Genomic DNA, 26,455 nt, shown 5'->3' with positions numbered 1-26,455 from the left:
CGTGACTGATATCGCAATCACCGCAGACGCACGCAGCGCCCTCGATGAACTGGTTGACCGGGAGATCGCCGGGGCCGGACTCGACCGCGCCGACAACCGCTTCTTCAGCTTCGCCCGCGGGCACGAGACGGAGGACTTCGTCGGTGCGCTCGCCGTCGCTCACCAGTGGCGTGCCATGACCAAGGCGTTCATGTTCACCACCCTGTCCGGCCTGGGCGCGGCCGCCCGCACCCTGCACGCGCAGCACTCCCCGTCCCGCTACGCCCTGGCGGCCTTCCAGACCATCTTCCGCGTCATCGGTGACGACCTGGACAACCTCGCCCCGGTCTTCAGCGCCGTCTCCCCGAAGGGCGCGGACGGAGCGCACTACGTGTGGTGGGAGGACGCCATCATCACACCGCTCGCCGAGCGCGTCGACGCCGAGGACCGCGCCGCCGCCGAGCGGCTGCCCGAGGGTGTGGTCCGCCTCATCGAGAACATGGAGCGCTTCGCCGACAACCCGCTCGGCGGCGCCGTGCAGCTGCGCGTCGTCGAGACCATCGCCCTCGACATCGCCGTCAGCTTCCGCCGCGTCTACGGCAAGCTGGAGGCGGACGGCGAACGCCTCTTCCCGGGCACCGAGGACCTCGCCTGGATCGACTCGCACATCAAGGCCGAGACCCAGCACGCCGCCCAGGTCAGCGACGACGAGACCGGGATGACCTTCCTCGTCACCACCGAGGACGAGGCCCGCGCCTTCGCCGAGATGACCCGCGAGTACTCCGCGAGCTGGGCCGGCGCCCTCACCGCCTTCGCCGATTCCCTCGGCCTCCCCGAGACCGTCCCCGCGGCGACGGCGGCCTGACCATGCGCTCTCACCGCATCGCCACGCTCCGGCTCGACGAGGAGCGTCTCGCCGTCGACCTGGCCGCCTCCGGGGACTTCACGTACAACGACTCGTACGCCGACTTCATCAGCACCGGCCTGCTCCGCAGCACCATGCTGTGGAACCAGTCCGGCAGCCTCGCCGAGTCCTCCCTCGGCGACTACGAGGGATCGGCCCGCCCCACTCCGCACGGCGAGGCGCTGCCGTACGTGAGCGAACTCATCGGCCGGCTCTTCCACACCCGGTACCTCAAATACGCCCGCTTCATGCGGCTCGCACCCGCCAGTGTCTACGTGCCGCACCGCGACTTCCTGGAACTCAAGGGCAACATGGTGCGGATCCACATCCCGCTCCAGACCGACGACAGTGTCTTCGCCTCCGAGGAGAACGCCGTCTTCAGGATGCGCCTCGGCGAACTGTGGTACCTCGACGCCACCCGGACCCACTCGGTGGGCTCCTTCTCGGCCCGCGACCGCATCCACGTCGTCTGTGACTTCACCGCCGAGAGCCTCCAGCAGGTCCTCGTCGGTGAACTGCCCGCCGACCCCGACGTCCCGCCCGGCAACATCGTGGAGCGGCCGCCGCTCGACGAGCCGCGCCGCTCGGCCCTGCTCGGCCTGGCGGCGACCCTCGACGAGCACACCTACCAGGAGGTCCAGACCCTCCTGATCAAGCAGCACTTCCTCACGGAGATATCCGGCGACGATGTCTTCGTGCTGATGAAGGAGATCGCCGGCCGCAGCGGCCGCGCCGACCTCCTGGACCGCGCCACCGAGCACGAGGAGTACTGCATGGTCCGCAGGTGACGCGTGCGACACCCGCCCCGAGAGCCTGAAACCACAACGGAAGGAGACCGCACGCGATGCGGTGGAACGGAATCTATGTGAACGCCTGCGGAGCCGTCCTGGGCCGCCGCGAGGACACGGCGGTCGCGGTCGCCGAAGGCCGCTACGACCGGGCCGAGGGCGACACGGACGGCTATCTCTCCATCTCCGTGGTCGACGACGGCCCCGCCGTCGAACTCGCGGTGAAGGCCGCCGACCTGACCATGGGGCGCAGCACCGTGGCCCCGGACGACATCGACCTCGTCGTCCACTCCAGCTGCAGCCACCAGGGCCTCGACCACTTCGCCCCGGCCTCCTACGTCCAGGGCCGCACCATCGGCGGCCGGGCCGCCGCCGTGGAGGTCAAGCAGTACTCCAACGGCGGCCTGGCAGCCCTGGAGATCGCGGCGGCCTACCTGGCCGCCCGCTCCGAGCGCTCCGCCGCCCTGCTCACCACCAGCGACGTCTTCGCCCTCCCCGCCTTCGACCGCTACCGCTCCGACAAGGGCGTGGTCTTCGGTGACGGCGGCACCGGAGCCGTCCTGTCCCGGCAGGGCGGCGTGGCCCGGCTGCTCTCCACCGCCGTCATCAGCGACGGCACGTACGGGGCGGTCTACCTCGGCAACAACCCCTTCGAGGCAGCCGGGAAGGAGGACGAAGGACCGGTGGACCTGCGCGCCCGCCGCGACGACTACCTCCTGGAGAACGGCGAACTCCTCCTGAAGATCGTCCAGTCGCTCACCGAACGCCAGAAGGAGAGCGTCTCCGTCGCCCTCGCCGACGCCGGCCTCACCGCCGGGGAGATCGACCGCTGGGTCCTCACGAACGTCGGCCGGACCCTCGACGACATCGACTTCCGCGCCACCTTCGGCATCGAGGACGCCAACACCACCTGGGAATGGGGCCGCAGGGTCGGCCACATCGGCGCCGCCGACCAGATCGCCGGCCTCAGCCACCTCCTGGAGACCGGCCAGGTCGGCCCGGGCGACCGGGTGGCGCTGTGCGGTATCGGCATGGGATTCACCTACGCCTGCGCGATCGTCGAGATCCTCGACCGGCCGCGGTGGACGGCGGACACCCCATGACAACCGCCTCGCGCCGCGTGGCCCTCTCCGGGGAGCCCCCGCCCGGTACGGTCCTGCCGGGGGAGGCGGTCCTGGACCGCGTCCGCGCCCTGCGCGAGACGCCCGACGCCACCGATCCGGGCCTCGCGGCCGAACTCGCCGCCCTCGACGACGCCCTGCTCGTCCACGAGGCAGGACTGCTCCTCGACGGGATCGCCGCGGCCCGGGTCGCCGTGACCCCGCCCGCCCGCCCCGTCACCCTCAAGGTCGCCGTCGCCGCCACCTTCACCGCCGACGGCCTCCTCCCGCTCCTGCGGGCCACCCTCCTCGTCGGCGGCATCGACGCCGAGCTGCACCTCTGCCCCTACGACCAGCTGGACCTCCAGCTCACCGCCCCGGACTCCGAACTCGCGGCGTTCACACCGGATGTGACGCTGTGTCTGCTCGCTGCCGAAGCGTTGCTCCCCCGCGACTGGGACCCCTCCGACCTCGCCGCCGTCGGCACGGCCGTACGGGACCGGGCCGATGCCTGCGCCGCCGCGGCGGCCGGCTTCGCCACCCGAACCGGCTCGGCCGTCCTCCTCCACACCGTGCCGCTCCCTCACACCGACCGCAGGAGCGTGATCAGCTTCCGCGGCGGCGCGGCCCTCGGCCGCGTCTGGCGCGAGGCCAACATCGCCCTCCTCACGGCGGGGGAGACCCACGACGGTGTCCACACCCTCGACCTGGAGGCGTTGCTCGCCGACGTCCCCGGACCGGTGCGCGACGAACGCCGCTACCGCTTCGGCCGGATGGCCTGGACACCGACCGTGGAACTGGCCTACGCCCGCGAGGCCGGCGCCTTCTGCCGGGCCGTGGCCGGCCTCGGCCGCAAGGTCCTCGTGCTCGACCTCGACAACACCCTGTGGGGCGGGGTCCTGGGCGACGACGGGCCGGCCGGTATCGAGCTCGGCACCCTCTACCCCGGCGACTGCTACACCGACCTCCAGCGCCGGGCCCTGGCCCTGCGCCGCCAGGGCGTGCTCCTCGCCGTGTGCAGCAAGAACGAGCGGGCGCCGGTCGACGAGGTCCTCGCCGGACACCCCGACATGGTGCTCCGGCCGGACGACTTCGTCGCGGTGATGGCCGACTGGCAGCGCAAGGACCTGCACCTCGCCGCCCTCGCCCGGGAGCTGAACCTCGGCCTCGACGCCTTCGTCTTCGCCGACGACAGCCCCTTCGAGTGCGGCATGGTCACGGACTCGCTGCCGCCGGTCGACGTCGTACGGCTGGACGGCGACCCCGCCCACCACGCTGAACGCGTCCTCGACGCCGCCCGGTTCGTCCAGCTCGGTACCACCGCCACCGATGCCGAACGCACCGCCCTCTACCGGGGCCGGCGCGAACGCCACCAGCTCAGCACCGTCCACGCCACCGCGGAGAACTATCTGCGGGCCCTGGAGATCCGGGTGACGGTCGGTCCCACCGACGCGTTCACCCTTCCCCGGCTCGTCCAACTCGAGCAGCGCACCAACCAGTTCAACATGACGGGCCGGGCGCACGGGGAGGCACTCACCGCGCGGCTCGCCCGGTCGCCCGACCACCTGGTGCTCGCCGTCGAGGTCACCGACCGCTTCGGCTCCGAGGGCGTCGTCGGCGGCGTCTGGCTCGACCGGGAACCGGACACCTGGACCGTACGGAACCTGGTGCTCAGCTGCCGGGTGCTCTCCCGAGGCGTCGAGCGGGCCATCCTCCAGTACGTCGCCGAGGCCGCCCGCGGCGCCGGGGCCGGGCAGCTGGCGGCCCGCTTCCGGCCCACCGCCCGCAACGCCCCCGCGGCCTCGCTCTACCCGTCCGCGGGCTTCACCGAGGTGGCCGAGCGGGACGAGCACGCCGGCCGCGACGAGGCCCACGAGCCCGGCACCGTGCACCATCTGGCCCGGCTCGACGGCCTCCCCGCCCTGACCCCTGACTGGATCACCCTGGTCGCCAAGGAGGCACCTGAATGTCTGACGTGATGAGCACCCTGCAGTCCCTCGTCGCCCGCGTGGCCCAGCTCCCCGCGGACGCCGTCGACGCCGACTCGCGGTTCGACGGCCTCGGCAGCTGGGGCAGCCTGGCCGCCATGCGGCTTCTCGCCGTCGTCGAACAGACCTACGCCGTGCAGCTCGACCTCCGCTCGTACATGCGCCTGGAAACCGTCGGCGAACTCGCCGCGGAGATCGCGGGCCGGCTCGGCGCGACCGGCGCGCATGCGAGCTGACCCCCCGGCCCGGCCGCCTGCCGCCCCGGACCGTACGCAAGGAGCCCGCCCGTGATTCTGGGTCTCGATCACATCGGGCTCGCGACGGCCGACCCGGCCCGGGCCGGCGCCCAGCTCGCCGACCTCGGCCTGGCTCGTACGGATCAGGGCGAGGCCCCCGCCTACGGGGTCGCCTGCGAGTTCTGGAGCCTCCCCGGCGACCCGGTGGGCGCCACCGTCGAACTCGTCTCTCCCACCCGGAGCGGCTCGGCGGTCGACGGCCGGCTGGCCGGCGCGGGCCCCGGCCTCTACCACCTCGCCTTCGCCGTGGACGACCTCGCCGGGGAGACGGCCCGGTTGCGGGCCCTCGGCTACCTGCTCCTCGACGCCGAGCCCTGCCGGGGCGCCCGGCCGGGCATGAGGGTCACCTTTCTCTACCAGCCGGAGCCCGCGGACCTCCTGGTGGAGCTGGTCCACTACGGACCCGATCCGGGTCCCTGAACCCGCTCGCACCTCAACCACGCCACCACCCACCGGCTCTCACTCCCTGGGGACACCCATGACCCTCGACCCGACCCGGACGACGACCGCCGACGCCACCGTGAAGACCCGTGTGCAGCGCCGCCGCCACTACCTGATGTGCCGCCCGGCCCACTTCGAGGTCGTCTACGCCATCAACCCCTGGATGGACCCCGCCAAGCCGGTCGACACCGCCCTCGCCGTCCTCCAGTGGGAGCGGCTGCGTGAGCTGTACCTGGAGCTGGGCCACACCGTCGACCTGATCGACCCGGTGCCCGGCCTGCCCGACATGGTCTACGCCGCCAACGGCGCCACCGTCGTCGACGGCAAGGTGCTCGGCGCGAGTTTCCGCGACGCCGAGCGCCGCGCCGAGGGCCCCGCCTACCTCGACTGGTTCCGGGCCAACGGCTACACCGAGTCCCACGACCCGCGGTACGTCAACGAGGGCGAGGGCGACTTCCTCGTCACCGACCGGTTCGTGCTCGCCGGGTACGGCTTCCGCAGCGACGAGCGCAGCCACCGGGAGGCGCAGTCGTTCTTCGGCCGCCCCGTCGTCAGCCTGGAACTCGTCGACCCGCGTTACTACCACCTCGACACCGCCCTCGCGGTCCTCGACGGTGACGAGATCATGTACCACCCGGAGGCGTTCTCCGCGAGCAGCCGCGCCGTCCTGCGCTCGCTCTTCCCGGACGCCGTCGAGGCCACGGCCGCCGCCGCGGCGGTCTTCGGCCTCAACGCGGTCTCCGACGGCCTCCATGTGGTCCTCCCGGAGGCGGCGGGGACGCTCGCCGAGCAGCTGCGGGCCCGCGGCTTCCGCCCGATCGGCATGGACCTCTCCGAACTCCTCAAAGGGGGCGGCAGCGTGAAGTGCTGCACCCTCGAGATCCGTATCTGACCCCCGCCCCTGACCCCCGCCCCCCGATTTTCGCCCCAGACCCTGCGCGACGAACACCTGCGCGACGACCCAGGAAGGATCCCCCATGGACGTGATGACGGCGGTGACCACCCGGCGCAGCGAGCACACGCTGCAAGACCCGGCGCCCGGCGACGAGGAGTTCTCCTATCTGCTGCGCGGCGCGAGCGCCGCCCCCGACCACGGGCGCCTGCGCCCTTGGCGCTGGGTGCTGTTGCGGGACGAGGACCGTGACGTTCTGGGGGGCTGCCTGGCCGAGGAGGCCGGCACCGTGGGGGAACAGGCGGAGCGGATACGGGCCAAGGTTCGCCGGGCGCCGCTCGTCGCCGCGCTCGTCTTCGCCCCGCGCGAGGGGAAGATCCCGGAGTGGGAGCAGTTGGCGGCGGCGACCTGTATGAACTACTCGCTGATGCTGCTTCTGCACGCGCGCGGATACGGGAGCATCTGGCGGACCGGCGCGCTCACACGTAGTACGGCCATCGGTGGGCTGCTCCGACTGACGCCGGGAGAAAGGCTGTTGGGCACCCTCGACATAGGTACGGCGGACGCGCACACGGTCCGCAACCGACGGCCGCTGGAGGACGTGTCTGGCTTGATCACGTCCTTCGGCGAGCTCCGCGGGCGCGGCGCGGACAAGGTCCCGGCCGCCGCCGGGGCGGTCTGACGCGCGGGGACGTGAGCGTGACGTATCCCGCGCGGGCGCTCCTGACCCCGCGTCCGGTGGAAGAGGGGCTCCCGCCTGGGGTGCTCGATCTGCCGGAGGAGGGCGGGCCGCCGCAGCTGTGGCTGGCCCGCGCCGACTCCTGCCGGGTGGACGCCGCCGCCGAGAGGCTGTTGGCACCGGACGAGGCGCTGCGGCGTTCACGGTTCGTGCATGAGTCCGACCGGCACCGGTACACCGTGGCCCATGTGGTGTTGTGCCGGCTTGTCGGCGCCTACCTGCGGCAGGATCCCGCCCGGGTGACACTCACCCGGTTGCCCTGCGCGCGGTGCGGGCGGCCCGGCGGCCGGCCGTCGCTGCACCGCCCGGACCTGCACTTCTCCCTCTCGCACAGCGACGATCTGGTGCTGTACGCCTTCGCCCGCACCCCGGTCGGGGTCGACGTCGAGGCCAGACCGCCCGAGGGCACGGCCGACGGTCTGATGGGCACGCTCCACCCCCGGGAGCGGACCGGACTCGCCGCGCTGCCACCGGCTGAGCGCACCGACGCGTTCCTGCGCTGCTGGACCCGGAAGGAGGCGTGCCTCAAGGGTGAGGGGGCGGGCTTGACGCACGGCACCGACTTCCCCTTCGTGGGCACGGCGGAGACGCCGGAGCCGGTGTCGGGGTGGCGGGTCACCGACGTGCAGGTCGCCGCCGGATACCGAGCGGCCGTCGCTGTGGCGGCGTAGCGCACCATCCGGCCGATCATTTTGAGACATAAATACTTATGCGCAGGCGTGATTGATTTTACGCCTATAGCATACCCGTTCAGTTATGGCCGTCCATCCGATTGATTTGGGCGGCCAAATCCGGATATTCACATGAGTCATTGGGGCATGCGGGGGCATGCCCGAGGGGGGGAGGAGGATTCATGCTGGAAGTACTCGGTCTGGAACCGGACGTGGAGGCGGTCTACAGATTGCTCCTCGAACGGCCTGAAATGGGAGTGCAGCAGATCGCCAAACACCTGGGCCTCGCGGAACGGAGCATCCGCGAGGCCCTCGACGGCCTGTCCGACCTGTGCCTTCTCCGTCAGGGGACCGACGAGACGGAGTTCCGCACGGTCAGCCCCGAAGTCGGGCTCGGAGTGCTTCTCAACCGCATCGAAGTGGATCTCGGTTCCAGGCAACGGCAGCTGGAGGCGGCCCGTACCTCCGTGGTGTCACTCATCACCCGATATGGACGCCAAGCCCATGCGCCCGAGGTCGTCGAGCAGCACTTCGGCCTCGTCGCGGTAAGGCTCCGACTGGAACAGCTCGCCGCGACCGCGCGCACGGAATGTCTTTCCTTCCTCCCCGGCGGTGCCCAGCGCTCCGATGCGCTGGAATCGAGTAAGCCGCTCGATCAAATGGCACTGGAACGCGGCGTTTCGCTGCGCACGGTGTATCAGGACAGCTTTCGTAATGACGCGAGCACGCGGGATTACGTCAGCTGGCTCTCCACTCTCGGCGGCGAGACCCGGACCGTGCCGTGCCTCCCCATGCTGATGGTGATCGTCGACCAGGAGGTGGCCCTCGTGCCGCTCGATCCGGATGACGGCCGGCGCGGCGCCCTGGAGATCCGCAGCCGCGGGGCCGTGCAGGCGCTCCATGTGCTCTTCACCCGGTTCTGGGACGGTGGCAACCCCTGGTACGAGCAGGACGGGCCGGACTCCAACGGGCTCTCCCGCCGGGAGCGGGAGCTGATGTACCTGCTGGCGAGCGGCCACACGGACGAGGCGATCGGCAAGAAGCTCGGGTTCTCGCTGCGTACGGTACGGCGCACGGTGTCCGGGCTGATGGTGCGCCTGGAGGCACGCAGCCGTTTCGAGGCGGGCGTTCTGGCCGCGCGGGCCGGCTGGCTCTCGTAACGTCCCGCGAGCCGGCGCGACCGGATCGTCGTCGGCGGAACGTCAGGCGCATCCGGCCCGCCGGGGCCGGGGGCGGTAGGCGGCGGGGTGGACCTGGAGCGGCCCGGTTTCGTGGAGCGAGCCCGCCGGCCGGCCCCGCGCGGGCGGGGCGAGCAGCCGGCCGGGTTCATCACCTCGGGTGCCAAGGGCGGCCCGGCCAGGAACCTGGACAGCTACCCGCTGTTCTCCACCGCCCGGTCCGGCTCCCTGCCGGAGCCGGACCGGGCGGTGGAGCCGGATCCGTGTCACGTCGTCAGTGTTGCAGTGTCAGGAGACCCGGACGGTAGGGCAGGAGGCCGTAGTCGCCGCCGGAGTTGGGGCTGCGCCCCTGGTAGAGCAGTTGGAGATTGCAGGGGTCGACGGTCATGGTCTGGTCGGCGCTGGTGCGGATCAGTTCGCCGTGGCTGATGTCGTTGGTCCAGTCGGCGCCGCTGTTGGCCTTGCCGGCGAAGGGATTGCTCTCGGTCGCGGCCTGGGGTGTCCATGAGCCGTTGAGGCTGGTGGCCGTGAACGAGCGGAAGTAGCGGCCCTGCGCGCCGATCGCCTCGACGATCATGAGGTAGCGGTTCTGGCCCTGCAGCTTGTAGACCTGCGGGGCTTCGAACAGGTTGTTCGTCGTATCGCTCATGACCACTGTCGAGGTCGTGCCGAAACTGCCCGGGAAGTTCCCGATCGGCATACTGGCCCGGTAGATCTTGCCGTTGTCACCGGCGAAGAACAGATACATGTTCGTCCCGTCACCGATGAGCGTCTGGTCGATGGGTCCTGTTCCGGAGCCGGCGATGCTTCCGGAGAAGAGCACCTGCTGGGACGACCAGCCGTTCGGGTTGGTGGGGTCGCTCGACGTCCGGTAGGAGAAGGCGGTCCCGCCCCACTGGTAGGCGAGCACCCAGATGTTCTTCGGCGCGAAGTAGAAGAGCGTGGGCGCGACGGCGGGAGCCGACATCGCGTTCTGGCCGGCCGAGGCCATCCCCGACCAGTTGGTGAACAGGCCGAAGTTCATCGAACCCCAACTCGTCCCGGTGTCGTGTGTGGTCGCGTAGACGAGTTGCCTGCCGTCGTAGGGGACGACGGTGAAGTCCTTGAGCGAGACCCATCCCTGCTTGGGCTGCGCCAGCGCGCCCGTTGATGTCCAGCGGTATGCCGACGGAAGATCGCAGGGGCCGGAGTTGTCGCCGCCGGCCTTGACGAGCTGCCACTGCTGGTTGGTGCCGCCCCAGTCGTCGTACTGGACGATGTTCGCGTTGTCGGTGGTGGAGGCGCCTTGTACTTCGAGGGCCTTGTTGCTGTGGCGCGAGATGAACCTCACGTAGCCGTCCGAGCTGTCGGCCAGCCGCCACTGCTGGTTGGTGGCGTTCAGGTCGGCCCACTGGACGATGGAGTCGCTGTTCGCGGTGGACCAGTTGTAGACGTCCAGTACCTTGCCCGAGTGGCGGGACTTGATGCGGTAGTAGCCGCCCCCGGAATCGACGAACTGCCACTGCTGCTGGTTCTGATCGTTCCTGGTCCACTGGGTGATGCGGGCGCCGTCGCCGGTCGCCATGTTGTGGACATCCAGGGCCTTGCCGCTGTTGCGGTTGACCAGCACATACGAGGCGTTGGGGTCCACGGTCGCCGCGCCGGCGGGCTGGGCACCGAGGAAGGTGGCCACAAGGAGCAGGGGCGCGAGGACGGCGAACAAGCGTTTGGGGCGGACCGGGGACGGATGGCGAAACCACATCGGAGGGGCTCCTTCGGAGGCGGAGGTGAGACAGCCGATGAGCTGCGGAGCGATCGTGCGGGGCGCAGAGGTCTGTTTCGCGAAAGTTTCGAAGACTCTCTGGATTCTTTGACGCCACAAGCTAGGAATGCGGGGACCTTCGGTCAAGGGCTGCCGCCGATCTGTCCACAAACAGTGCCTCGCCCTCGGCCCCGACGCGCTCCCCGCCGACCGGACACGCCCCGCGCTCACGCCTCAGTCGCGGCCCGGCGGTCTCCGTCGAAGACGGCACCGGGATCACCGTCCGGCTGACCGGGGATTCAGAAATTTTCGGGCTTGGAACCGAAACTTCTTCTGCGGGGTGTATTGACGATCCCTCATCACCACCTCAATCATCTCTGTCTGAGACACCGGCCACAGTTCGAGATGTCGGACGAGGTCGGTCCGGGCGACCTGTGCCGCACGGCAGATCCGCCCACAGCCGCACAACAGATCCGCGTACCAGAGCACCCGCGCCACCCTGTTCGTTCCGGTGGGGACCGCACCGGGGCGTCCCGGCTCTTCGCGCAGTGGGAGAGACGCGCGACGCCGCGTGGCGGTCCCCCGGCTGAGCCGCGATGGAGGACCGGTGAATTCCTATTTGTTCGGGTTCCGGCCCGCTCCGTCCGTCTGCCGCGCCGGAGCGGACCACGCATTCCCCCGCGCTCGATCCCGTTCGAGATTCCTATCCTGGAGGCACCGTCATGGGCTTGTCCGCCCTTCCCGGAACCGTTGTCCGCCGGAAGATCCGAGGTCCGCTGGTGGCGCTGGTCGTCGGCGTCCTCGGTACGGTCGCCGCACTGGGCGCGCCACCGACCGCGCAGGCCGCCGAGAGCACGCTCGGGGCCGCGGCGGCGCAGAGCGGCCGTTACTTCGGCACCGCGATCGCCTCGGGCAAGCTGGGTGACTCGGCCTACACGACGATCGCGGGCCGTGAGTTCAACTCGGTGACGGCCGAGAACGAGATGAAGATCGACGCCACCGAACCGCAGCGGGGCCAGTTCAACTTCACCGCCGGCGACCGCGTTTACAACTGGGCGGTGCAGAACGGCAAGCAGGTGCGCGGTCACACGCTGGCCTGGCACTCCCAGCAGCCCGGCTGGATGCAGAGCCTCAGCGGCGCCACGCTGCGCCAGGCGATGACCGACCACATCAACGGCGTGATGGGCCACTACAAGGGCAAGATCGCCCAGTGGGACGTCGTGAACGAGGCATTCGCCGACGGCAGCACGGGAGCCCGGCGCGACTCCAACCTGCAGCGCACCGGCAACGACTGGATCGAGGTCGCCTTCCGCGCCGCGCGCGCCGCCGACCCGGCCGCCAAGCTCTGCTACAACGACTACAACGTCGAGGACTGGACCTGGGCCAAGACCCAGGCCATGTACTCCATGGTCCGGGACTTCAAGCAGCGCGGCGTGCCGATCGACTGCGTCGGCTTCCAGTCGCACTTCAACAGCGGCAGCCCCTACAACAGCAACTTCCGCACCACCCTGCAGAGCTTCGCCGCCCTCGGGGTCGACGTGGCCATCACCGAACTCGACATCCAGGGCGCCTCGGCCGCGACCTACACCAGCGTGACCAACGACTGCCTGGCCGTCCCGCGCTGTCTCGGCATCACCGTCTGGGGTGTGCGCGACAGCGACTCCTGGCGAGCGGAGCAGACGCCGCTGCTGTTCAACAATGACGGCAGCAAGAAGGCCGCCTACACCGCCGTCCTCAACGCGCTCAACGGCGGCACCACCACGCCCCCTTCGGATGCCGGAGCGATCAAGGGCGTCGGTTCGGGCCGCTGCCTCGAAGTGCCCGGCGCCAGCACCACCGACGGCACCCAGCTCCACCTGTGGGACTGCCAGAACGGAACACCCCAGCAGTGGACCTATACCGCCGCCGGCGAGTTCAGGGTCTACGGCAACAAGTGCCTGGACGCCGCCGGCACCGGCAACGGCACCAAGGTCCAGATCTACAGCTGCTGGGGCGCCGACAACCAGAAATGGCGCCTCAACTCCGACGGATCCATCGTCGGCGTCCAGTCCGGCCTGTGCCTCGACGCCGTGGGGGCAGGCACCGCCAACGGCACCCTGATCCAGCTTTACACCTGCTCGAACGGCAGCAACCAGCGCTGGACCCGCACCTGACGGGCCCTGCCGCACACGCAAGGGTGCGGCGAGGAGGACCCGCGTCGCGGCTCTCCCCGCTCCCGCGCGAAGACATCCCCGATGGTCTCGGGCCACCGCCACCACCTGGTACGTGCCACATGTGGCCGGCAGGCCGCACACGTAGCTCGTCCCGGCCGTGCAGGCCGCCGACATCAGGGTGGAGTTCGCCCAGCGGATGAACCGGGACCACAACAGCCCCGTGGGCGGCTGCGGAGTGTGGAGCCTCTGCTACGACACTCCGCAGCCGTGTTTCTACCGGGAGAAGACCGAGGACCCGACTCGGCACAGCCCCCAGGGCGTGTTGCGATCGCACGCACCGGACGCCGTGGGCCCCGCCCTCCGTGCGGACGGCGCCGCTTTCGCACCACGCCCCTAAGGGCTGTCCCGTCCTGCCCGGCGGGCGCGCGACAACAGCTACGGCACCTCGCCGCGTTGTCGGAACATCCGCGTACATCCAGTATGCGGACGCTCCTCCGCCGTGCGACGCACCGCATCTGACGCCGCGCGCTGATCCACCAGGCAGGACGGGACAGCCCTTAGCCGAAGAAGGCCGCCATCCGCTCGGCCGCGTCGGGTGCGAGACCCATGCTCTCCAGCTGCGCCGAATCCGCTCCGATCGATTCCGCGCGGTCGAACATCTCGGTCTCGTAGGCCATGACCGCGGCGACAGGGTCATCGCCGTTGTCGGCGATCGCGCGGGCCAGCAGGACGCCGTCCAGCATCGCCTGGTTGGCCCCCTCGCCCACCGGCGGCATCAGATGGGCCGCGTCCCCCAGCAGGGTGACAGCAGGGCGTGAGGGCCAACGGGTGCCGACCGGCAGCGCCTCGATGTTCCGTCCGACGAGCGATCCGGCGTCGCAGGCATCGATCAACTCGGTCAACCTCGGGTCCCAGCCCGCGAAGAGACCGTGGAGGCGTGCCACCGTCTGTGCCCAGTCCGTGTCACCGAACCGCTGCCGGCCGATCCACCCGTCGTCGGTGCGCACCGTTATCGAGACGCGGATCGTGCCGTCGCCGGACCGCTGCGCTCCCAGGTTGAGGTTGTCGCCGAGGGCCATGAGGCTGCCCGGCCCGACGAAGTCGGCTGTCCGGGGCCGGCGCCGGTCGGCGTCGGTGATCGTGAGTTGCAGGTACGCGGACAGGTGGGTCGGCCGGGCGTCCGTGAGCAGGGGGCGGATACGGGAGCGTCCGCCGTCCGCGCCGATCAGGACGTCGCAGTCCACCCGGCCGCCGTCGGCGAAGGCCAGCCGGTAACCGCCGGCGGGCAGTTCCTCGACGCCGGTCAGGTGGCGCCCCCAGTTCACAGCGGTGTCCGGCACCCTCGTCATCAGCAGATTCCGGAGAGCCCCGCGGTCGATCTCCGGTCGGGTGCCGCTGCCCGGCTCGGGAGCGCGGCGGCCCAGCGTTCTGCCTGCCGGGTCGAGGATCCGCAGATCCTCGCCCTCGGGCCGGGCCGCGGCGTGGAACGCCTCGGTCAGTCCCAGTTCCTCCAGGGCGCGCTGTCCCGAATCGGGGTGCAGGTCGAGGGTGCCTCCCTGCCGGCGGGCGTCGAGGCCGGTGTCCCGTTCGTACACCGTGGCCGCGATCCCGTACCGGTGCAGCATCCCCACCAGTACCAGTCCGCCGATTCCGCCGCCGACGATGGCGATCCGCGGCTCCTCGTTCCTGTCGATCGTGTTCATCCCAGCTCTCCAGCCGTAGGTTCCGTACGGTGTACGGAAGTTACCGTACACCGTACGGAAATGGACGGCGTACGGTAATGCCGTGAATCTGATCTGGGAGCGCCCCGAACCGCGCGGCCGGACGATCGCGCCCACGGACCGGGGCCGGATCGTGGCGGCCGCGGTCGCACTGGCAGACGACGAAGGACTGTCCGGGCTGTCGATGCGCAAGGTCGCCGCCGAGCTGCGCGTCAGCCCGATGCGGCTGTACGGCTATGTCGCCACCAAGGACGAACTGCTCGACCTGATGGCCGAGTTCGTCTACGGCGAGATCGCGGCTGCCCTCGCTGATCAAGCTGAGTGGGAGGAGGCGCTCCGCGTGATCGCCGTCGCCACCCGGGATCGGGCCCTGCGCCACGAATGGTTCGTCGAGCTGATCGGCGGCCGCCCGCACCTGGGCCCGAACGCTCTCACGGTGATGGAGGCCACTGCCGCCGCCCTCGCCCGCGCCCTGGGCCCCAACCGCGGCGACCGTCTCATGGCGGCCCTCGGGGTCTTCAACGCCTACCTGATCGGCACCGTCCGCAATGAGGTCACCGAGCTGCGCCTCGGCCGGGAGACCGGCGCCGACGAGACACAGTGGCAGGCGGCGGTCGGCGCCTACATCGGCCGGCAGCTCGCCACCGGGCGCTACCCGACGATGGCACGCATCCTCGCCGGAGAACCCGAGGGCGACCCCGCCGAGACATTCGCCTCGGAACTCGCGATCATCATCCGCGGTGTGACCCGCACCGAGTGACGTACGGCCCATCCTCCGGTGTTTCCTCCCCGGAGTGGGGGGAAGGGGCCAGGTAGACGGCCGCTGCGAGCGGCACACCCTATCGGGCGTCATCGGGATGTCGGGACGGAGTCGAGCATGCTGAGTGCCATCGCGGATGTCTTCCGGGCCGTCGGCGGGGCGATCGCCACGGTCGTGACCCTGCCTTTCAAGGCGGTGGCGCGGCTGTTCGGCGGCGCTGCCGACACTGCCCGCGGACACCACTGACGGGTGCCGTCGACAACGCACACTACGGTGGCGCGTCGGCGCGTCTGTCGGATACGCGAGAGGGGCGGACCCGTGACGTCACGGGTCCGCCCCTTACGCATATCCGGGGATCATCCGGTGGCGAGCGGGGATGCGCTCTCGTCGCTGGTCAGGGTGGTGTCCAGGGAGGCGGAGGTGTGACCGTCGGCCGCGACCTGTCCTTCGTGCCCGCCCCCAGGTGCCCCGGGGGCCCCGGCGGGCGGAGGAGCCGGAGGGTAGGCAGCGGGGCCTGTTCAGGCCCTCTCGTCTTCTCCCGCGCAGCCCGTGGCGTCTTTGCCCTCGGTCTGGTGGACGTAGCTCTGCAGAACGTCGCAGGTGTGCTGGAACTCCTGCATGAGGCGGGTCGCCTCCACGACCAGAACTCCGTAGGGGAGTGTGGGGTCGGCGAGCGGGAGGTTCTCGTCGGTGGCGTGTTCGGCGAGGGAGTGGCGGCACTTCTGGGCGTTCTTCGCCAGTGCGCACAGATGTTTGGCCTGGTCCGTGAGCGTGTCCTCGTCGAGGGCGGCGAGCACCCGGGAGATCTCGTTGATGGAGGCGAGGAAGTCACCGTAGCGGCGGAGGAAGTCCGGGTGGAGTCCCCGGTCCTCCTCGTCGCTGTGCTGCCACTGGTCGAGACTGCGGGTCAGCGACGAGATCTGGTACAGCGTGCGTTCCAGGGCGGCCAGAACGCGTTGGTAACCGTCCAGGGTCACCGAGCGCCACTGCCGGCGCACCAGGCGGCGCGGGTTGAGGTAGAGACTCTCCTGCGCGGTGCGCAGCCCGGATCGGGCCTGGGGGATGAGGCTTTCGGTGGCCTGGGCGCGCGAGCGCCAGTGTCCGGTCCGCTCCGGGCCCAGCTCGCCGGCGGTGAGGGCGGGCTGCATGTCGTCGACGAGTTCGTGCAGGGCATGGGCGAGGCTGCGGATGCCGTACTCGGCGCTGCGGTAGCGCATGGGCGGGAAGACCACGATGTTGACGGCAATGCCGACGCCGCAGCCGATGAGCACCAGCAGCACGATCTGGCCGAGCTGGGCGATCCGCTGCCCGCCGCTGGAACCGACATACGTGGAGTACGCGAAGAACGCGGCGGTGACGACCTGGGAGCCCTGCGCCCCGAGTGCGGGCCGGCGCGAGATGGCCAGGGCGATCAGCGTCACCAGGACGAAGGTCACCACGTGGGGCCCGATGAGGACGCCGAGGGCGGCCTGGACCGCGACACCGGCAGTGACCGCCCCGACGTAGCGCAGCGACTGGACGACGGACTGGTACAGGGTGACCTGCATGATCAGGACGGCCGAGAAGGGGGCGAACGCCGGTGACTGGGCCTGGAGCACATCGTGCGCGATCAGCCAGCCCACGGTGGCCGCCAGCGCGCACTTGCCGGTGATCAGGACGGTCTGCCGCTCCTGCCCGTCGGAGACGAGAGCCCGCCGCCACCACTGGACCACCCGCGACCAAAGCCCCCGGTCCGCGGGCGGTCCCTGAACCCGTACAACCCCGGCCACGCAGTCCGCTCCCTGAATCGTTCCTCGCCACACCACCGCGGCCTCCCGCCGTGCTCCTGCTACCCACCTCACGCCCGGACACCCGTGGACGGTCCCTGCCCGAGGGGTTCCTGCCGCACGTCAGGGTGGCACGCGCGCGAGCGGCACACCGTGCTCGACGTGCGCCTCCGGGCGCGCCGATGTTCGCGGCACAGAGGCGGCCCGTGCCCGTGCCCCGCTGCGGTTGACGGGGCGGCCCTCGGCGTGGAGGTACGGATGCTGTCCCTGGCCGGAGGGGCCGGGCCGGGTGAGTCGGCCGACGTTTGGCGTCGTCGTAGGAGATCGGGGTGCGGAGCTGCCCGCCCGATGCCTCTCGCCGGGGCGGCCGAGGGCCTGTGTCCGCAGGCCGCGTGAGCACGTGAGCAGCGCGATGATCTCAGCTCGACAGCAGCGGCGTGATCGCGCTCGTCACCAGATCAGGATGGCGACCAGGGTATGCACGGCGGCCGCGACGGTGCCGCCGACGACCTGGCGAGGGTCGCTTCGCCCGAGCCCGATTGCCGCGTCCAACGCCTGGGAGAGGGCTGCCCCGAGCAGGCACAGGCCGGGTACGACTCCGGTGGCGAGAAACGGAACGACGGCGGCGAGCACGCAGAGTGGGACGGCTTTGGCCGCGTACATCCGTGCGTAGAAAAGAACGCCGACGCCCTCCGCGCCCTCCGTGACGAGCACCGAAGGGCGGAGTGCGGCGAGTACCGCGAAGAAGAGGCCACCCGCGGCGAGAACCGCGTTCAAGACGAAGAGAACGATCACGGTTCCAGTCTCCAATTCCTGTCAAGGAGGCTGGCCGCGCACCACGGACGCGTCGACGGCCGCGCGCAGCTGCTCAGCGGCGTGGGCTGCTGTCGACGCGGCGGGCGATGCGGTGCAGTCGACGGCCATGGAGTCGATCAGCGCCCCGGGAAGTTGGGCTGAGGTGACGCTGAGGACACCCTGCCGGATGTCCCGGCGGGCCGCCCGTCGCCCGTGCGAGCAGGCCCGGTGACCTCACCGCCCCTGCTCGCACGGGCGACGGGCGGCCCGCCGGGCGGTTCAGCCCCGGAGGGTGGCGAGCCAGTCGGTCAGCAGGCGGTTGACCTCCTCGGGGCGCTCCTGCTGGATCCAGTGGCCGCAGTCCTCCAGGAGGTGGGAGGCGGACAGGCCGGGAAGAGTGGCGGGGTAGGCGTCGATCGCGTCCGCCATCCAGGTGGTGGAGGCGTCCAGGGCGCCGCCGATGAACAGGGACGGCTGCTTGATCGAGGCGCCGTGGTGGGAGGCGAGGTCCTCCCAGTCGCGGTCCATGTTGCGGTAGCGGTTGAGGGCGCCGGTCAGGCCGGTGCGCTCGAACTCCCCGGCGTAGACGTCGAGGTCGTCCTCGGTCAGCCAGGCGGGGAGCTTCCCCGCCGGGAAGCGGTCGCGCATCCGGCCGCCGGCGCTGCGGGTCACGAAGTGCGGGTCGGGCTCGCCCGGGGCGGGCATGGTGTCGGCGGACAGCGCCGCGTACAAGCCCGCGATCCAGCCCCGGACGTCGGGCTCGATCTCCGCCTCGGCGCGACCGGGCTCCTGGAAGTAGGAGACGTAGAACTCCTGCTCGGGGCCGCCGATCCGGCCGAAGACGTCGGTGGGGCGGGGGCCGCCGGGCGGCGCGTAGGGGACGCTCAGCAGGGCGACCGCCCTGAAGACCTCGGGGTGGAGCAGGGCGGAGGTGGCCGCGACGTTGGAGCCCCAGTCGTGGCCGACGACCACGGCGGTCTCCTCGCCGAGGGCCCGGACGACGGCGAGGTTGTCCGCCACCAGGTCCAGCATCCGGTAGGCGTCGACCGCGGCGGGCTTGGAGGAGCGACCGTAGCCGCGCACGTCGATGGCCACGGCCCGGTATCCGGCCGAGGCGAGGGCCGGAAGCTGGAGCCGCCAGGAGTACCAGGACTCGGGGAAGCCGTGCACGAGCAGGATCAGCGGACCGGTGCCCTGTTCGACCAGGTGCAGCCGGCCGGCGGGTGTCTCGACGGTGCGGTGGCGGAGTGCGGCGGACGGCGCGTGCTGCATGGGTTTCTCCTCGTTTCGCGGGTGGCGCGGATACAGGTCGATCATGCGACGCGACGGCCCCCGGCGCGATGAGCGTTGCCATTCGGGCAAACTTGCAGGGCAGGGCAGGGCAGGGCAGGGCAGGAGCAGGAGCAGGACAGTGCTGGGCGGCGCGGCCGGTGAGAAGGGTGCAGGAGTGAAGGACGACGGAACAGCCGAGACGCTGGCGGCGATGGGCCCACGGCTGCGGGCCGCGCGCGAGCGGCACGGCGCCACGCTCACCGGCGTCAGCTGCGCGACCGGTATCTCGCCGAGCACGCTGTCACGGATCGAGACCGGCCGGCGAAAGCCCACCCTGGAGGTGGTGCTGCAACTGGCCGCGGAGTACGGCATCTCCCTGGACGAACTGGCCGGCACCGCCCCCGCGCCCGCTCCCGTCGAGCCGCGCGCCGTCGCGCTGCGGCGTTTCGGTGACGACAAGGGGGTGCTGCCGCTGACCCCGTACGTGGGCGGCCTGCACGCCCACAAGCACGTCCTGCCCGCCGTCGAGGAACCGCCCACGCGGCCCCGGCAGATCTCCCACGACGGCTACGAATGGCTGTGCGTCCTGTACGGGCGGCTGTGGCTCGCACTCGGAAAGCAGGACCTCGTCCTGGCCGCCGGCGACGTCGCCGAGTTCGACACCCGCACCCCCCACGGAGTCACGAACGCCAGCCCCGGCGGCGGCCCGGTCGAGTACCTGATCATGTTCGGGCCCCAGGGAGAGAGACTGCGACCGCGCACCCCGCCGCCCACCGGCCGGGGAACTCCGTGACGAAGTGCGGGGCTCATGGCGCGTGACGGCCCGCGCCAACCACGGCCGCCGTCCAGCCGGATCGGGTTGCCGGCGGCGGGGCGGCGCGGGGACGGCGCTTCGACGGGGCGCCGCCCCTGTCACCCCTTCTGCCGAGCGATAACCGGCCAAATGGTGGCGACGACCCGGTCCGGGAGGTGCGGGTCCTGATCTCCACCGCGGAGGTAGGACGAGTAGAAGCTTCCGACCATCATGTCCGCGATGACGTGTACGTCGATGTCCGGGCGCAGGTCGCCCTCCCCGTACAGGCGTTGGAGCGTGTCGATCAAGGGCCGCACCCGAGGGGCGATCGCGTGGTGCCGCACCAGTTCCACCAGGCCGGGAGTGAGCTCGGCCTCGGCCAGGACATGCCCGATGACGGTGATGCCGCGTCCTGTGTGGCCGCCCGGAGCGGCGTACCGCAGCGCCTTCCTCAGGGCATCGGCCGGAGGCAGCTCCTCCAGCGGGGCGAGGGGGTTGCGCTCGCGTTCCTCCTGGAAGTTGAAGTCGAGCGCGTCCACGACGAGGTCGTGCTTGTTGGCCCAGCGCCGGTAGACGGTGGGCCTGGTGACGCCGGCGTCGGCCGCGATGTCGCCGATGGTCATGCGGGAGTAGCCGTCCGACACGAACCGCTGGACGGTCGCCCGGAGAATCGCCCTCTCCACGGCCGGGTCGCGCGGCCTGCCGGGCCCCTTGACTCCGGGGGCCGTCCCCTTGTCGTTTTCGGCCATACCTTGCATCCGATTGAGAGTACCTTGCCCTTGCTTTACTTGACAGACTCGTAACGAAATCAGGATGGTTGGTGGGTACACGGAGATCCCCCATCAGGAGGCGCTGTGTCAACTCCCCCCACGGGTGCGGCCTATGAGTCACTTCACCCGATGCCGCACCGGACTGATCATCCATCGAGCTGTCCGTAGCGGACACCGGAGTGCCGCCCGTATCAACGGATCAACGGTGCGGCCCCGCGGTCGCCGGCTGCGGTCGCGGTGACGGTGACCGGCCCGAACCCGGCGTCCCCGCGCTGCCGCCCGGCCCGATGACGGGTCAGGTCGGTCGCTGCCCGCCCGGCACGGCGCACGCCGGCATCGTGCCGGCTCCTCCCACGGGCTCCGGGGTGCCCCGTCCCCGGGCCCCGTCCGACCCGGCTGTCACCTGGTCGGTTGTGACGCGTTCGCCCCGATCGGGGCGAACGCCTGCATGCAGTAACCCCCTTCACGGAGAGTCGGTGAGAAGTGGTGTCTTCGGTACCCGAGGTCGGTTCGCTCGCGGACGACGAGCAACTGCGTGGCACGCTGCCCCTGGCGTCGGTCAGCGCGGCCGTACGCGACGGCGAGGGCGGTCTGGCCCGCACTGTCGCCCTGGTCATGGACGAATACGCCGATCGCCCGGCCCTCGGTGAGCGGGTGAAAGAGGCGGTGACCGACCCGGGGTCGGGCAGGACCACCGCGCGGCTGCTGCCACGGTTCGAGACGGTCACCTACGGCGAGGCGTGGGAGCGGGCCGGCGCGGTCGCGGCCGAGTGGCACCGGGACGACCGACACCCGCTGCACGCGGGGGACTTCGTCGCGCTGTACGGGTTCACCAGCATCGATTACACCGTGCTCGACCTGGCCTGCCTCCGTCTGGGCGCGGTGTCCGTGCCGTTGCAGTCGAGCACCCCGGCCGCCCGGCTGGAACCCGTCATCGAGGAGGTGCGACCGCGCGTGCTGGCCGCGAGTATCGATGTCCTCGACGGCGCGGTCGATCTGGTGCTGTCGAGTACGCCCGCGCCCCGACTGGTCGTCTTCGACTACCACCCGGACATCGACGACGAACGGGAGAGGTTCGAGGCCGCGCGCGACCGGCTGGCCCGGGCCGGGCTGACCCTGATCGACTCCCTCGCCGCGGTGACCGAGCGCGGTCGCGCCCTGCCGGCCGTGGAGGAGCCGCGGCCCGGTCCTGACGAGGATCCGATGAGGCTGCTCATCTACACCTCCGGCAGCACCGGGTCGCCGAAGGGCGCGATCTACACGGAACGGATGGTGCGCCGGCTCTGGGCCGGATGGGGGCCGGGCGGGGACGACCTGCCGTCCATCGGCATCAACTACATGCCGATGAGCCATGTGGCCGGCCGGGCCACCCTGTACGGAACCCTCGGCCGGGGCGGGATCTCGTACTTCACGGCGAAGAATGACATGTCCACCCTGTTCGAGGACATGAAGCTCGCCCGCCCGACCCGGCTGCTGCTGGTGCCCCGCATCTGCGACATGCTGCTCCAGGAATTCCAGAGCGAATCGGTCCGGCGGGCCGCGGAGTTCACCGACCGGGACGCGCTGGAGGCGGCGGTCAAGGCGGACCTGCGCCAACGCTTCCTCGGCGGCCGGGTGCTGGAGGTGGTCTGCGGCAGCGCGCCCCTCGCCCCTGAGCTGAAGCGGTTCGTCGAGTCCTGCCTGGACGTGACCGTGCACGACGGCTACGGGGCGACCGAGTTCGGCTTCGCCATGTTCGACTCGCACGTGCAGCGGCCCCCGGTCATCGAGTACCGGCTCGTCGACGTGCCCGAACTCGGCTACCTCACCTCGGACGTGCCCCACCCTCGGGGCGAGTTGCTGATCAAGGCGGAGAACATCACGCCCGGCTACTACAAGCGGCCCGACATCACGGCCGCGGTCTTCGACGCGGACGGCTTCTACCGGACCGGCGACATCATGGCCGAGACCGGCCCGGACGAGCTGGTCTACCTGGACCGCCGCAACAACGTACTGAAGCTCGCCCAGGGCGAGTTCGTCACCGTCTCCCGGCTGGAGAGCGTCTTCGTCACCAGCCCGCTCATCCGGCAGATCTACGTCTACGGCAACAGCGAGCGCGCCTACCTGCTCGCCGTGATCGTGCCCGCGCAGGAGGCCGTACGGCGGGCCACCGGTCCCGAAGAACTCCGGCGGTCCCTGAGCGCCGCCCTGCAACAGGTGGCGCGGGAGGCCGAGTTGGAACCGTACGAGATCCCGCGCGACTTCCTGATCGAGAGCGAGCCGTTCACCCTTGAGGGCGGCCTCCTGTCCGACATCCGCAAGAACCTGCGCCCACGGCTCAAGGACCGTTACGGCGACAGCCTCGAAGCGCTCTACGCACAAGGGGCGACCGGCCAGGAGGAGGCACTGCGCGCCCTGCGCGAGGCGGGCGCGGGGCAGCCGGTGTTCGAGGCCATCCGCCGCGGGGCGAGCGCGCTGCTGGGCTGCTCACCCGCGGATCTCGGCGCCACCGCGCGCTTCACCGACCTGGGGGTGGACTCGCTCTCCGCTCTCTCCTTCTCCCGGCTGCTCCAGGACATCTTCGGGACCGAGGTCCCGGTCGGTCTCCTGCTCAGTCCGGGCAACAACCTGGGGGCGATCGCCCGCCACATCGAGGCCGAGCGGACCTCGGGAGCGAAGCGGCCGTCGATCGCCACCGTGCACGGACCCGGTGCCACCGAGGCCCGGGCCACCGATCTGACGCTGGAGAAGTTCCTCGGCGCGGGGACACCGGGCGGCGCCGGCCGGCTGCCGCGGCCCACCGGGCAGGACCCCGCGCGGACCGTGCTGCTGACGGGCGCCAACGGCTATCTGGGCCGGTTCATGTGCCTGGACCGGCTGGAGCGGGCGGCCGCCACCGGCGGCAGGCTGGTCTGCGTCGTACGCGGCCGTGACACCGAGGACGCACGGCGCCGCCTGGAGAGCGCCTTCGACAGCGGTGACCCCGACCTCCTGCCCCGCTACCGCGAACTCGCCGCCCGCCACCTCGACGTACTCGCCGGGGACATCGGCCAGGAACGCCTCGGCCTGGACCCGGAGACCTGGGACCGGCTGGCCGCGGACGTCGATCTCATCCTGCACCCGGCGGCCCTGGTCAACCACGTCCTGCCGTACGACCAGTTGTTCGGCCCCAACGTCGTCGGCACCGCCGAGCTGATCCGGCTCGCCCTCACCACGAAGATCAAGCCGTTCACCTACCTGTCGACGGTCGGCGTGGCCACCGAACTCGACCCGGCACGGCTCGACGAGTGGGCCGACATCCGCGAGGTGAGCCCCGTACGCACGCTCTCGGACGGCTATGCCTCCGGCTACGCGACCAGCAAGTGGGCCGGCGAGGTACTGCTGCGGGAGGCCCACCAGGCGTACGGGCTGCCGGTCACGGTCTTCCGCTCGGACATGATCCTCGCCCACCGCCGCCACAGCGGCCAGCTCAACGTCCCCGACCTGTTCACCCGTCTGCTGTTCAGCCTCGTCACCACCGGTATCGCACCGGCCTCGTTCTACCGTACGGACCCGGAGGGGGAGCGGCGGTGGGCGCACTACGACGGCCTGCCCGTCGATTTCGTCGCCCAGGCCGTCAACACCCTCGGCGCGGCCGTCACCAGCGGCTACCGGACGTACAACGTGGTCAACCCGCACGACGACGGCGTCTCGCTCGACACCTTCGTCGACTGGCTCACCGAGGCCGGCCACTCGATCCGCCGCATCGACGACTACGACGACTGGTTCGCCCGCTTCCACACCGCACTGCGGGCCCAGCCGGAGAACCGGCGCCGGCACTCGCTGCTGCCGCTCCTGCACGCCTTCCGCCACCCCGACGAACCCGTCCGCGGCTCGGCCATCCCCGCCGACCGCTTCGAGAAGGCCGTCCGCGAGGCCGGGATCGGCGACGACAACGGCATCCCGCACCTGTCGGCCGAACTGATCGCCAAATATCCGGCCGACCTGCACCGGCTCGGCCTTCTCCGGACATCGCCGGTACCGGACCCCCTCCAAGGAAACGTCCGACCCCAGCGGTGAACCCCCGGACGGCAGGGCGGTCAGGGCGCCGCGTTCAGCAGGTCGAGCGCGCTGTGCTGGCGTGCCGCGTCCGTCGTGTCGAGCGGTCCGTTCCAGCGCAGCCCGTACTGGCCGAGCGGATTGCGGTTCCGGGCGTACGCGGCGTCCGCCTGCCTGGACAGATAGGCCGTGTAGGGGTGGTCGGCGAGCGCCGCGTTGAGCTTGCCGAGGCCGCGGACGTGCGCGCCCTTGAAGGACGGGCCGTCCGCCCCGCAGTCACCGCCCTCGCACGGATCGCGCAGGATACCGCCGGTGTTCAGGGACGGGGAGGTGGTGGCCGCGTCGGCGATCTGCCGTGCCGTGGTGAGCAGTGCGGCGTCCTGGGTGGCCCGGTTCAGTTCCGTGAGCGCGCCGAGCAGCACGCCCTGGTTGTACGACCAGACGGCGGCGCCGTTGTTGCGGCAGGTGGACAGATCGATGCCGTCGTTCACCAGGTGCGAACCGTTGACCATCCCGGTCCCCTGGAACCACGACCAGCCGGCGCGGGCCCGGCCCAGATGGACGGTGTCGCCGGGTACGCGGTTGTGCAGGGCCGCGTTGAGCTGGATGTAGAGGGAGTTGGCGATGGCGTTCTTGTAGGTCTTCGCGGTGCTCCACCACACACCGCCGCCGCAGACACCGTCCCAGTAGGAGGCCATGTGATCGGCGTCCGCGCGTGCGGTGTTCAGATAGCGGCTGTCACCGGTCGCGTCGTACGCGGCGACCCAGGCCAGCCCCCACCACCCGGTGTCGTCGATGTAGTCGTTCCGGAACTGTCCTGCCTGAGCGTTGAGTTGGCGATTGTAGGTGTTGGCGATGGCGTAGCGATAGCTGGTCATTCCCGAGACGCGGATGTTGTCGATGACCGCGGTGAGCGCGTTGGCCGAGTTCCACCAGCCGGTGGTGTCGAACAGCCCCGTGCCGTTGTTGTAGAACTGCATCTGCGCCGTGGCCGCGGCCGTCCGGCGGTCCCACGCGTTCCAGGTCGTGCGCGCCCAGGGTGTGCAGGCGATGTCCGTACGGTCGCCGGCCCTGCCGCAGGCGCGCAGGGCGCCGACCCCGTTGGTGTTCCAGTCGTCCACGTTGTACATGAGGGTGCGCCGGCCGCGCTGTCCGGCGGGTACGACGGTGGCGCCGAGGCGGCTGCCGGAGCTCCAGGTGCGCCCGCCGTCGAAGGACCGGTCGAGCCAGACCTCGTCGCCCGGGCTGCCGTTGTCCGTCGAGGCCCAGCCCATCGCGTCCCGGTCGTCGAAGTGGAGGGCGATCGAGCGGGAGAAGAGCGTGGTGGAGACGGGGATACGGTCCTGCGGCGAGAGCGCGGGGTCGCGCGCGTCGCAGTACGCGTTGCAGATGGCCGCGGTCGGGGCGGCGCCCACGGCCGCCGCCGGGGCCACGGCTTGGGGGGTCAGGGCGACGAGAAGCGCCACGGCGAACAGTGCCACCAGGTGACGCATCCGGACCGACAACGTTTTCCACATGGGCGGCTCCGGGATCGGCGGGGTGGCTGAGAGCGCACCCGGAACGTATGGCAATGACGTGCCCACGTCAATGCGTCGGGAATTCCCCCGTCCCTGGAGGCGGTCGCGGTACGCGGGCGTTCCCGCGAGGGCGGTGTCACCGGAAGCGCGCGGGACGCGGACTCCGGGGACCGC

22 protein-coding genes and 1 pseudogene are annotated in these 26,455 nt (G+C 70.9%); 16 read left to right on the top strand and 7 right to left on the bottom strand.

Features of this window, described 5'->3' with window-relative positions:
• Position 1 precedes the first annotated feature (1 nt).
• From ACFY6S_RS19065 to ACFY6S_RS19020, 10 genes are all read left to right on the top strand, one after another.
• On the top strand, positions 2-844 hold the full coding sequence (locus ACFY6S_RS19065) for a DUF6202 family protein (protein ID WP_388818867.1): 843 nt from the start codon (positions 2-4) through the stop codon (positions 842-844).
• 2 nt (positions 845-846) lie between these two features.
• Positions 847-1,671 (top strand): aspartyl/asparaginyl beta-hydroxylase domain-containing protein, encoded by an 825-nt coding sequence (locus tag ACFY6S_RS19060; RefSeq protein ID WP_388818864.1) that lies wholly within the window; start codon positions 847-849, stop codon positions 1,669-1,671.
• 56 nt (positions 1,672-1,727) lie between these two features.
• Positions 1,728-2,774, top strand: a complete 1,047-nt coding sequence (locus tag ACFY6S_RS19055; RefSeq protein WP_388818862.1) for a ketoacyl-ACP synthase III family protein — start codon at positions 1,728-1,730, stop codon at positions 2,772-2,774.
• A complete protein-coding gene (locus tag ACFY6S_RS19050) occupies positions 2,771-4,750 on the top strand; it encodes an HAD-IIIC family phosphatase (RefSeq protein WP_388818859.1) in 1,980 nt (659 codons plus the stop codon). Before ACFY6S_RS19055 ends, ACFY6S_RS19050 begins: the two co-directional genes overlap by 4 nt.
• A complete protein-coding gene (locus tag ACFY6S_RS19045; protein ID WP_388818856.1) occupies positions 4,738-4,995 on the top strand; it encodes an acyl carrier protein in 258 nt (85 codons plus the stop codon). Before ACFY6S_RS19050 ends, ACFY6S_RS19045 begins: the two co-directional genes overlap by 13 nt.
• A gap of 51 nt (positions 4,996-5,046) precedes the next feature.
• Positions 5,047-5,475, top strand: a complete 429-nt coding sequence (locus ACFY6S_RS19040; RefSeq protein ID WP_388818853.1) for a VOC family protein — start codon at positions 5,047-5,049, stop codon at positions 5,473-5,475.
• Positions 5,476-5,533: 58 nt separating this feature from the next.
• On the top strand, positions 5,534-6,388 hold the full coding sequence (gene ddaH / locus ACFY6S_RS19035) for a dimethylargininase (protein WP_388818850.1): 855 nt from the start codon (positions 5,534-5,536) through the stop codon (positions 6,386-6,388).
• Between the two features lie 85 nt (positions 6,389-6,473).
• Entirely contained in the window at positions 6,474-7,070 is a 597-nt protein-coding gene (locus ACFY6S_RS19030; RefSeq protein WP_388818847.1) for a nitroreductase, read from the top strand.
• A gap of 11 nt (positions 7,071-7,081) precedes the next feature.
• Entirely contained in the window at positions 7,082-7,798 is a 717-nt protein-coding gene (locus ACFY6S_RS19025; RefSeq protein WP_388818844.1) for a 4'-phosphopantetheinyl transferase family protein, read from the top strand.
• Between the two features lie 182 nt (positions 7,799-7,980).
• Positions 7,981-8,958 (top strand): LuxR C-terminal-related transcriptional regulator, encoded by a 978-nt coding sequence (locus ACFY6S_RS19020; RefSeq protein ID WP_388818842.1) that lies wholly within the window; start codon positions 7,981-7,983, stop codon positions 8,956-8,958.
• Between the two features lie 292 nt (positions 8,959-9,250).
• On the opposite strand, the gene ACFY6S_RS19015 is transcribed toward ACFY6S_RS19020, so the two are convergent.
• Positions 9,251-10,717, bottom strand: coding sequence for a non-reducing end alpha-L-arabinofuranosidase family hydrolase (locus ACFY6S_RS19015; RefSeq protein WP_388818839.1), 1,467 nt, complete (start codon positions 10,715-10,717; stop codon positions 9,251-9,253).
• Positions 10,718-11,439: 722 nt separating this feature from the next.
• Here ACFY6S_RS19015 and ACFY6S_RS19010 point away from each other — a divergent pair.
• Entirely contained in the window at positions 11,440-12,870 is a 1,431-nt protein-coding gene (locus ACFY6S_RS19010) for an endo-1,4-beta-xylanase (protein ID WP_388818836.1), read from the top strand.
• Between the two features lie 157 nt (positions 12,871-13,027).
• Positions 13,028-13,162: pseudogene (locus ACFY6S_RS19005) on the top strand (vacuolar transporter); the annotation flags it as partial.
• Positions 13,163-13,427: 265 nt separating this feature from the next.
• Here ACFY6S_RS19005 and ACFY6S_RS19000 read toward each other — a convergent pair.
• Positions 13,428-14,573, bottom strand: coding sequence for an FAD-dependent oxidoreductase (locus ACFY6S_RS19000; RefSeq protein ID WP_388818833.1), 1,146 nt, complete (start codon positions 14,571-14,573; stop codon positions 13,428-13,430).
• A gap of 82 nt (positions 14,574-14,655) precedes the next feature.
• Between ACFY6S_RS19000 and ACFY6S_RS18995 the strand changes: the two genes are divergently transcribed.
• The gene (locus ACFY6S_RS18995) at positions 14,656-15,351 is read left to right on the top strand and encodes a TetR/AcrR family transcriptional regulator (RefSeq protein WP_388818830.1); all 696 of its coding nucleotides are present in this window, start codon (positions 14,656-14,658) and stop codon (positions 15,349-15,351) included.
• A 117-nt stretch (positions 15,352-15,468) separates the two neighbouring features.
• Positions 15,469-15,597, top strand: a complete 129-nt coding sequence (locus ACFY6S_RS18990) for an LPFR motif small protein (protein ID WP_388818827.1) — start codon at positions 15,469-15,471, stop codon at positions 15,595-15,597.
• Positions 15,598-15,869: 272 nt separating this feature from the next.
• On the opposite strand, the gene ACFY6S_RS18985 is transcribed toward ACFY6S_RS18990, so the two are convergent.
• From ACFY6S_RS18985 to ACFY6S_RS18975, 3 genes are all read right to left on the bottom strand, one after another.
• Positions 15,870-17,120, bottom strand: coding sequence for an aromatic acid exporter family protein (locus ACFY6S_RS18985; RefSeq protein WP_388818824.1), 1,251 nt, complete (start codon positions 17,118-17,120; stop codon positions 15,870-15,872).
• Between the two features lie 447 nt (positions 17,121-17,567).
• On the bottom strand, positions 17,568-17,912 hold the full coding sequence (locus ACFY6S_RS18980) for a hypothetical protein (RefSeq protein WP_388818821.1): 345 nt from the start codon (positions 17,910-17,912) through the stop codon (positions 17,568-17,570).
• A gap of 279 nt (positions 17,913-18,191) precedes the next feature.
• Positions 18,192-19,184, bottom strand: coding sequence for an alpha/beta fold hydrolase (locus ACFY6S_RS18975; protein ID WP_388818818.1), 993 nt, complete (start codon positions 19,182-19,184; stop codon positions 18,192-18,194).
• Positions 19,185-19,395: 211 nt separating this feature from the next.
• Between ACFY6S_RS18975 and ACFY6S_RS18970 the strand changes: the two genes are divergently transcribed.
• Complete coding sequence (locus tag ACFY6S_RS18970) at positions 19,396-19,977, top strand: helix-turn-helix domain-containing protein (protein ID WP_388819801.1); 582 nt, start codon at positions 19,396-19,398, stop codon at positions 19,975-19,977.
• A 119-nt stretch (positions 19,978-20,096) separates the two neighbouring features.
• Here ACFY6S_RS18970 and ACFY6S_RS18965 read toward each other — a convergent pair whose 3' ends face one another.
• Positions 20,097-20,726, bottom strand: a complete 630-nt coding sequence (locus tag ACFY6S_RS18965; RefSeq protein WP_388818815.1) for a TetR/AcrR family transcriptional regulator — start codon at positions 20,724-20,726, stop codon at positions 20,097-20,099.
• A gap of 507 nt (positions 20,727-21,233) precedes the next feature.
• On the opposite strand from ACFY6S_RS18965, the gene car reads away from it, so the two are divergent.
• On the top strand, positions 21,234-24,785 hold the full coding sequence (car, locus tag ACFY6S_RS18960; RefSeq protein ID WP_388818812.1) for a carboxylic acid reductase: 3,552 nt from the start codon (positions 21,234-21,236) through the stop codon (positions 24,783-24,785).
• Between the two features lie 20 nt (positions 24,786-24,805).
• Here car and ACFY6S_RS18955 read toward each other — a convergent pair whose 3' ends face one another.
• Positions 24,806-26,281: a glycoside hydrolase family 76 protein gene (locus ACFY6S_RS18955; RefSeq protein ID WP_388818810.1), complete on the bottom strand. Its 1,476-nt coding sequence runs from the start codon at positions 26,279-26,281 to the stop codon at positions 24,806-24,808.
• Positions 26,282-26,455 lie beyond the last annotated feature (174 nt).

This window comes from Streptomyces sp. NPDC012835, from assembly GCF_042900885.1.
Lineage (GTDB): Bacteria > Actinomycetota > Actinomycetes > Streptomycetales > Streptomycetaceae > Streptomyces.
The sequence above is the reverse complement of the archived record's forward strand: the minus strand, read 5'-3'. Positions and strand labels throughout refer to the sequence as shown.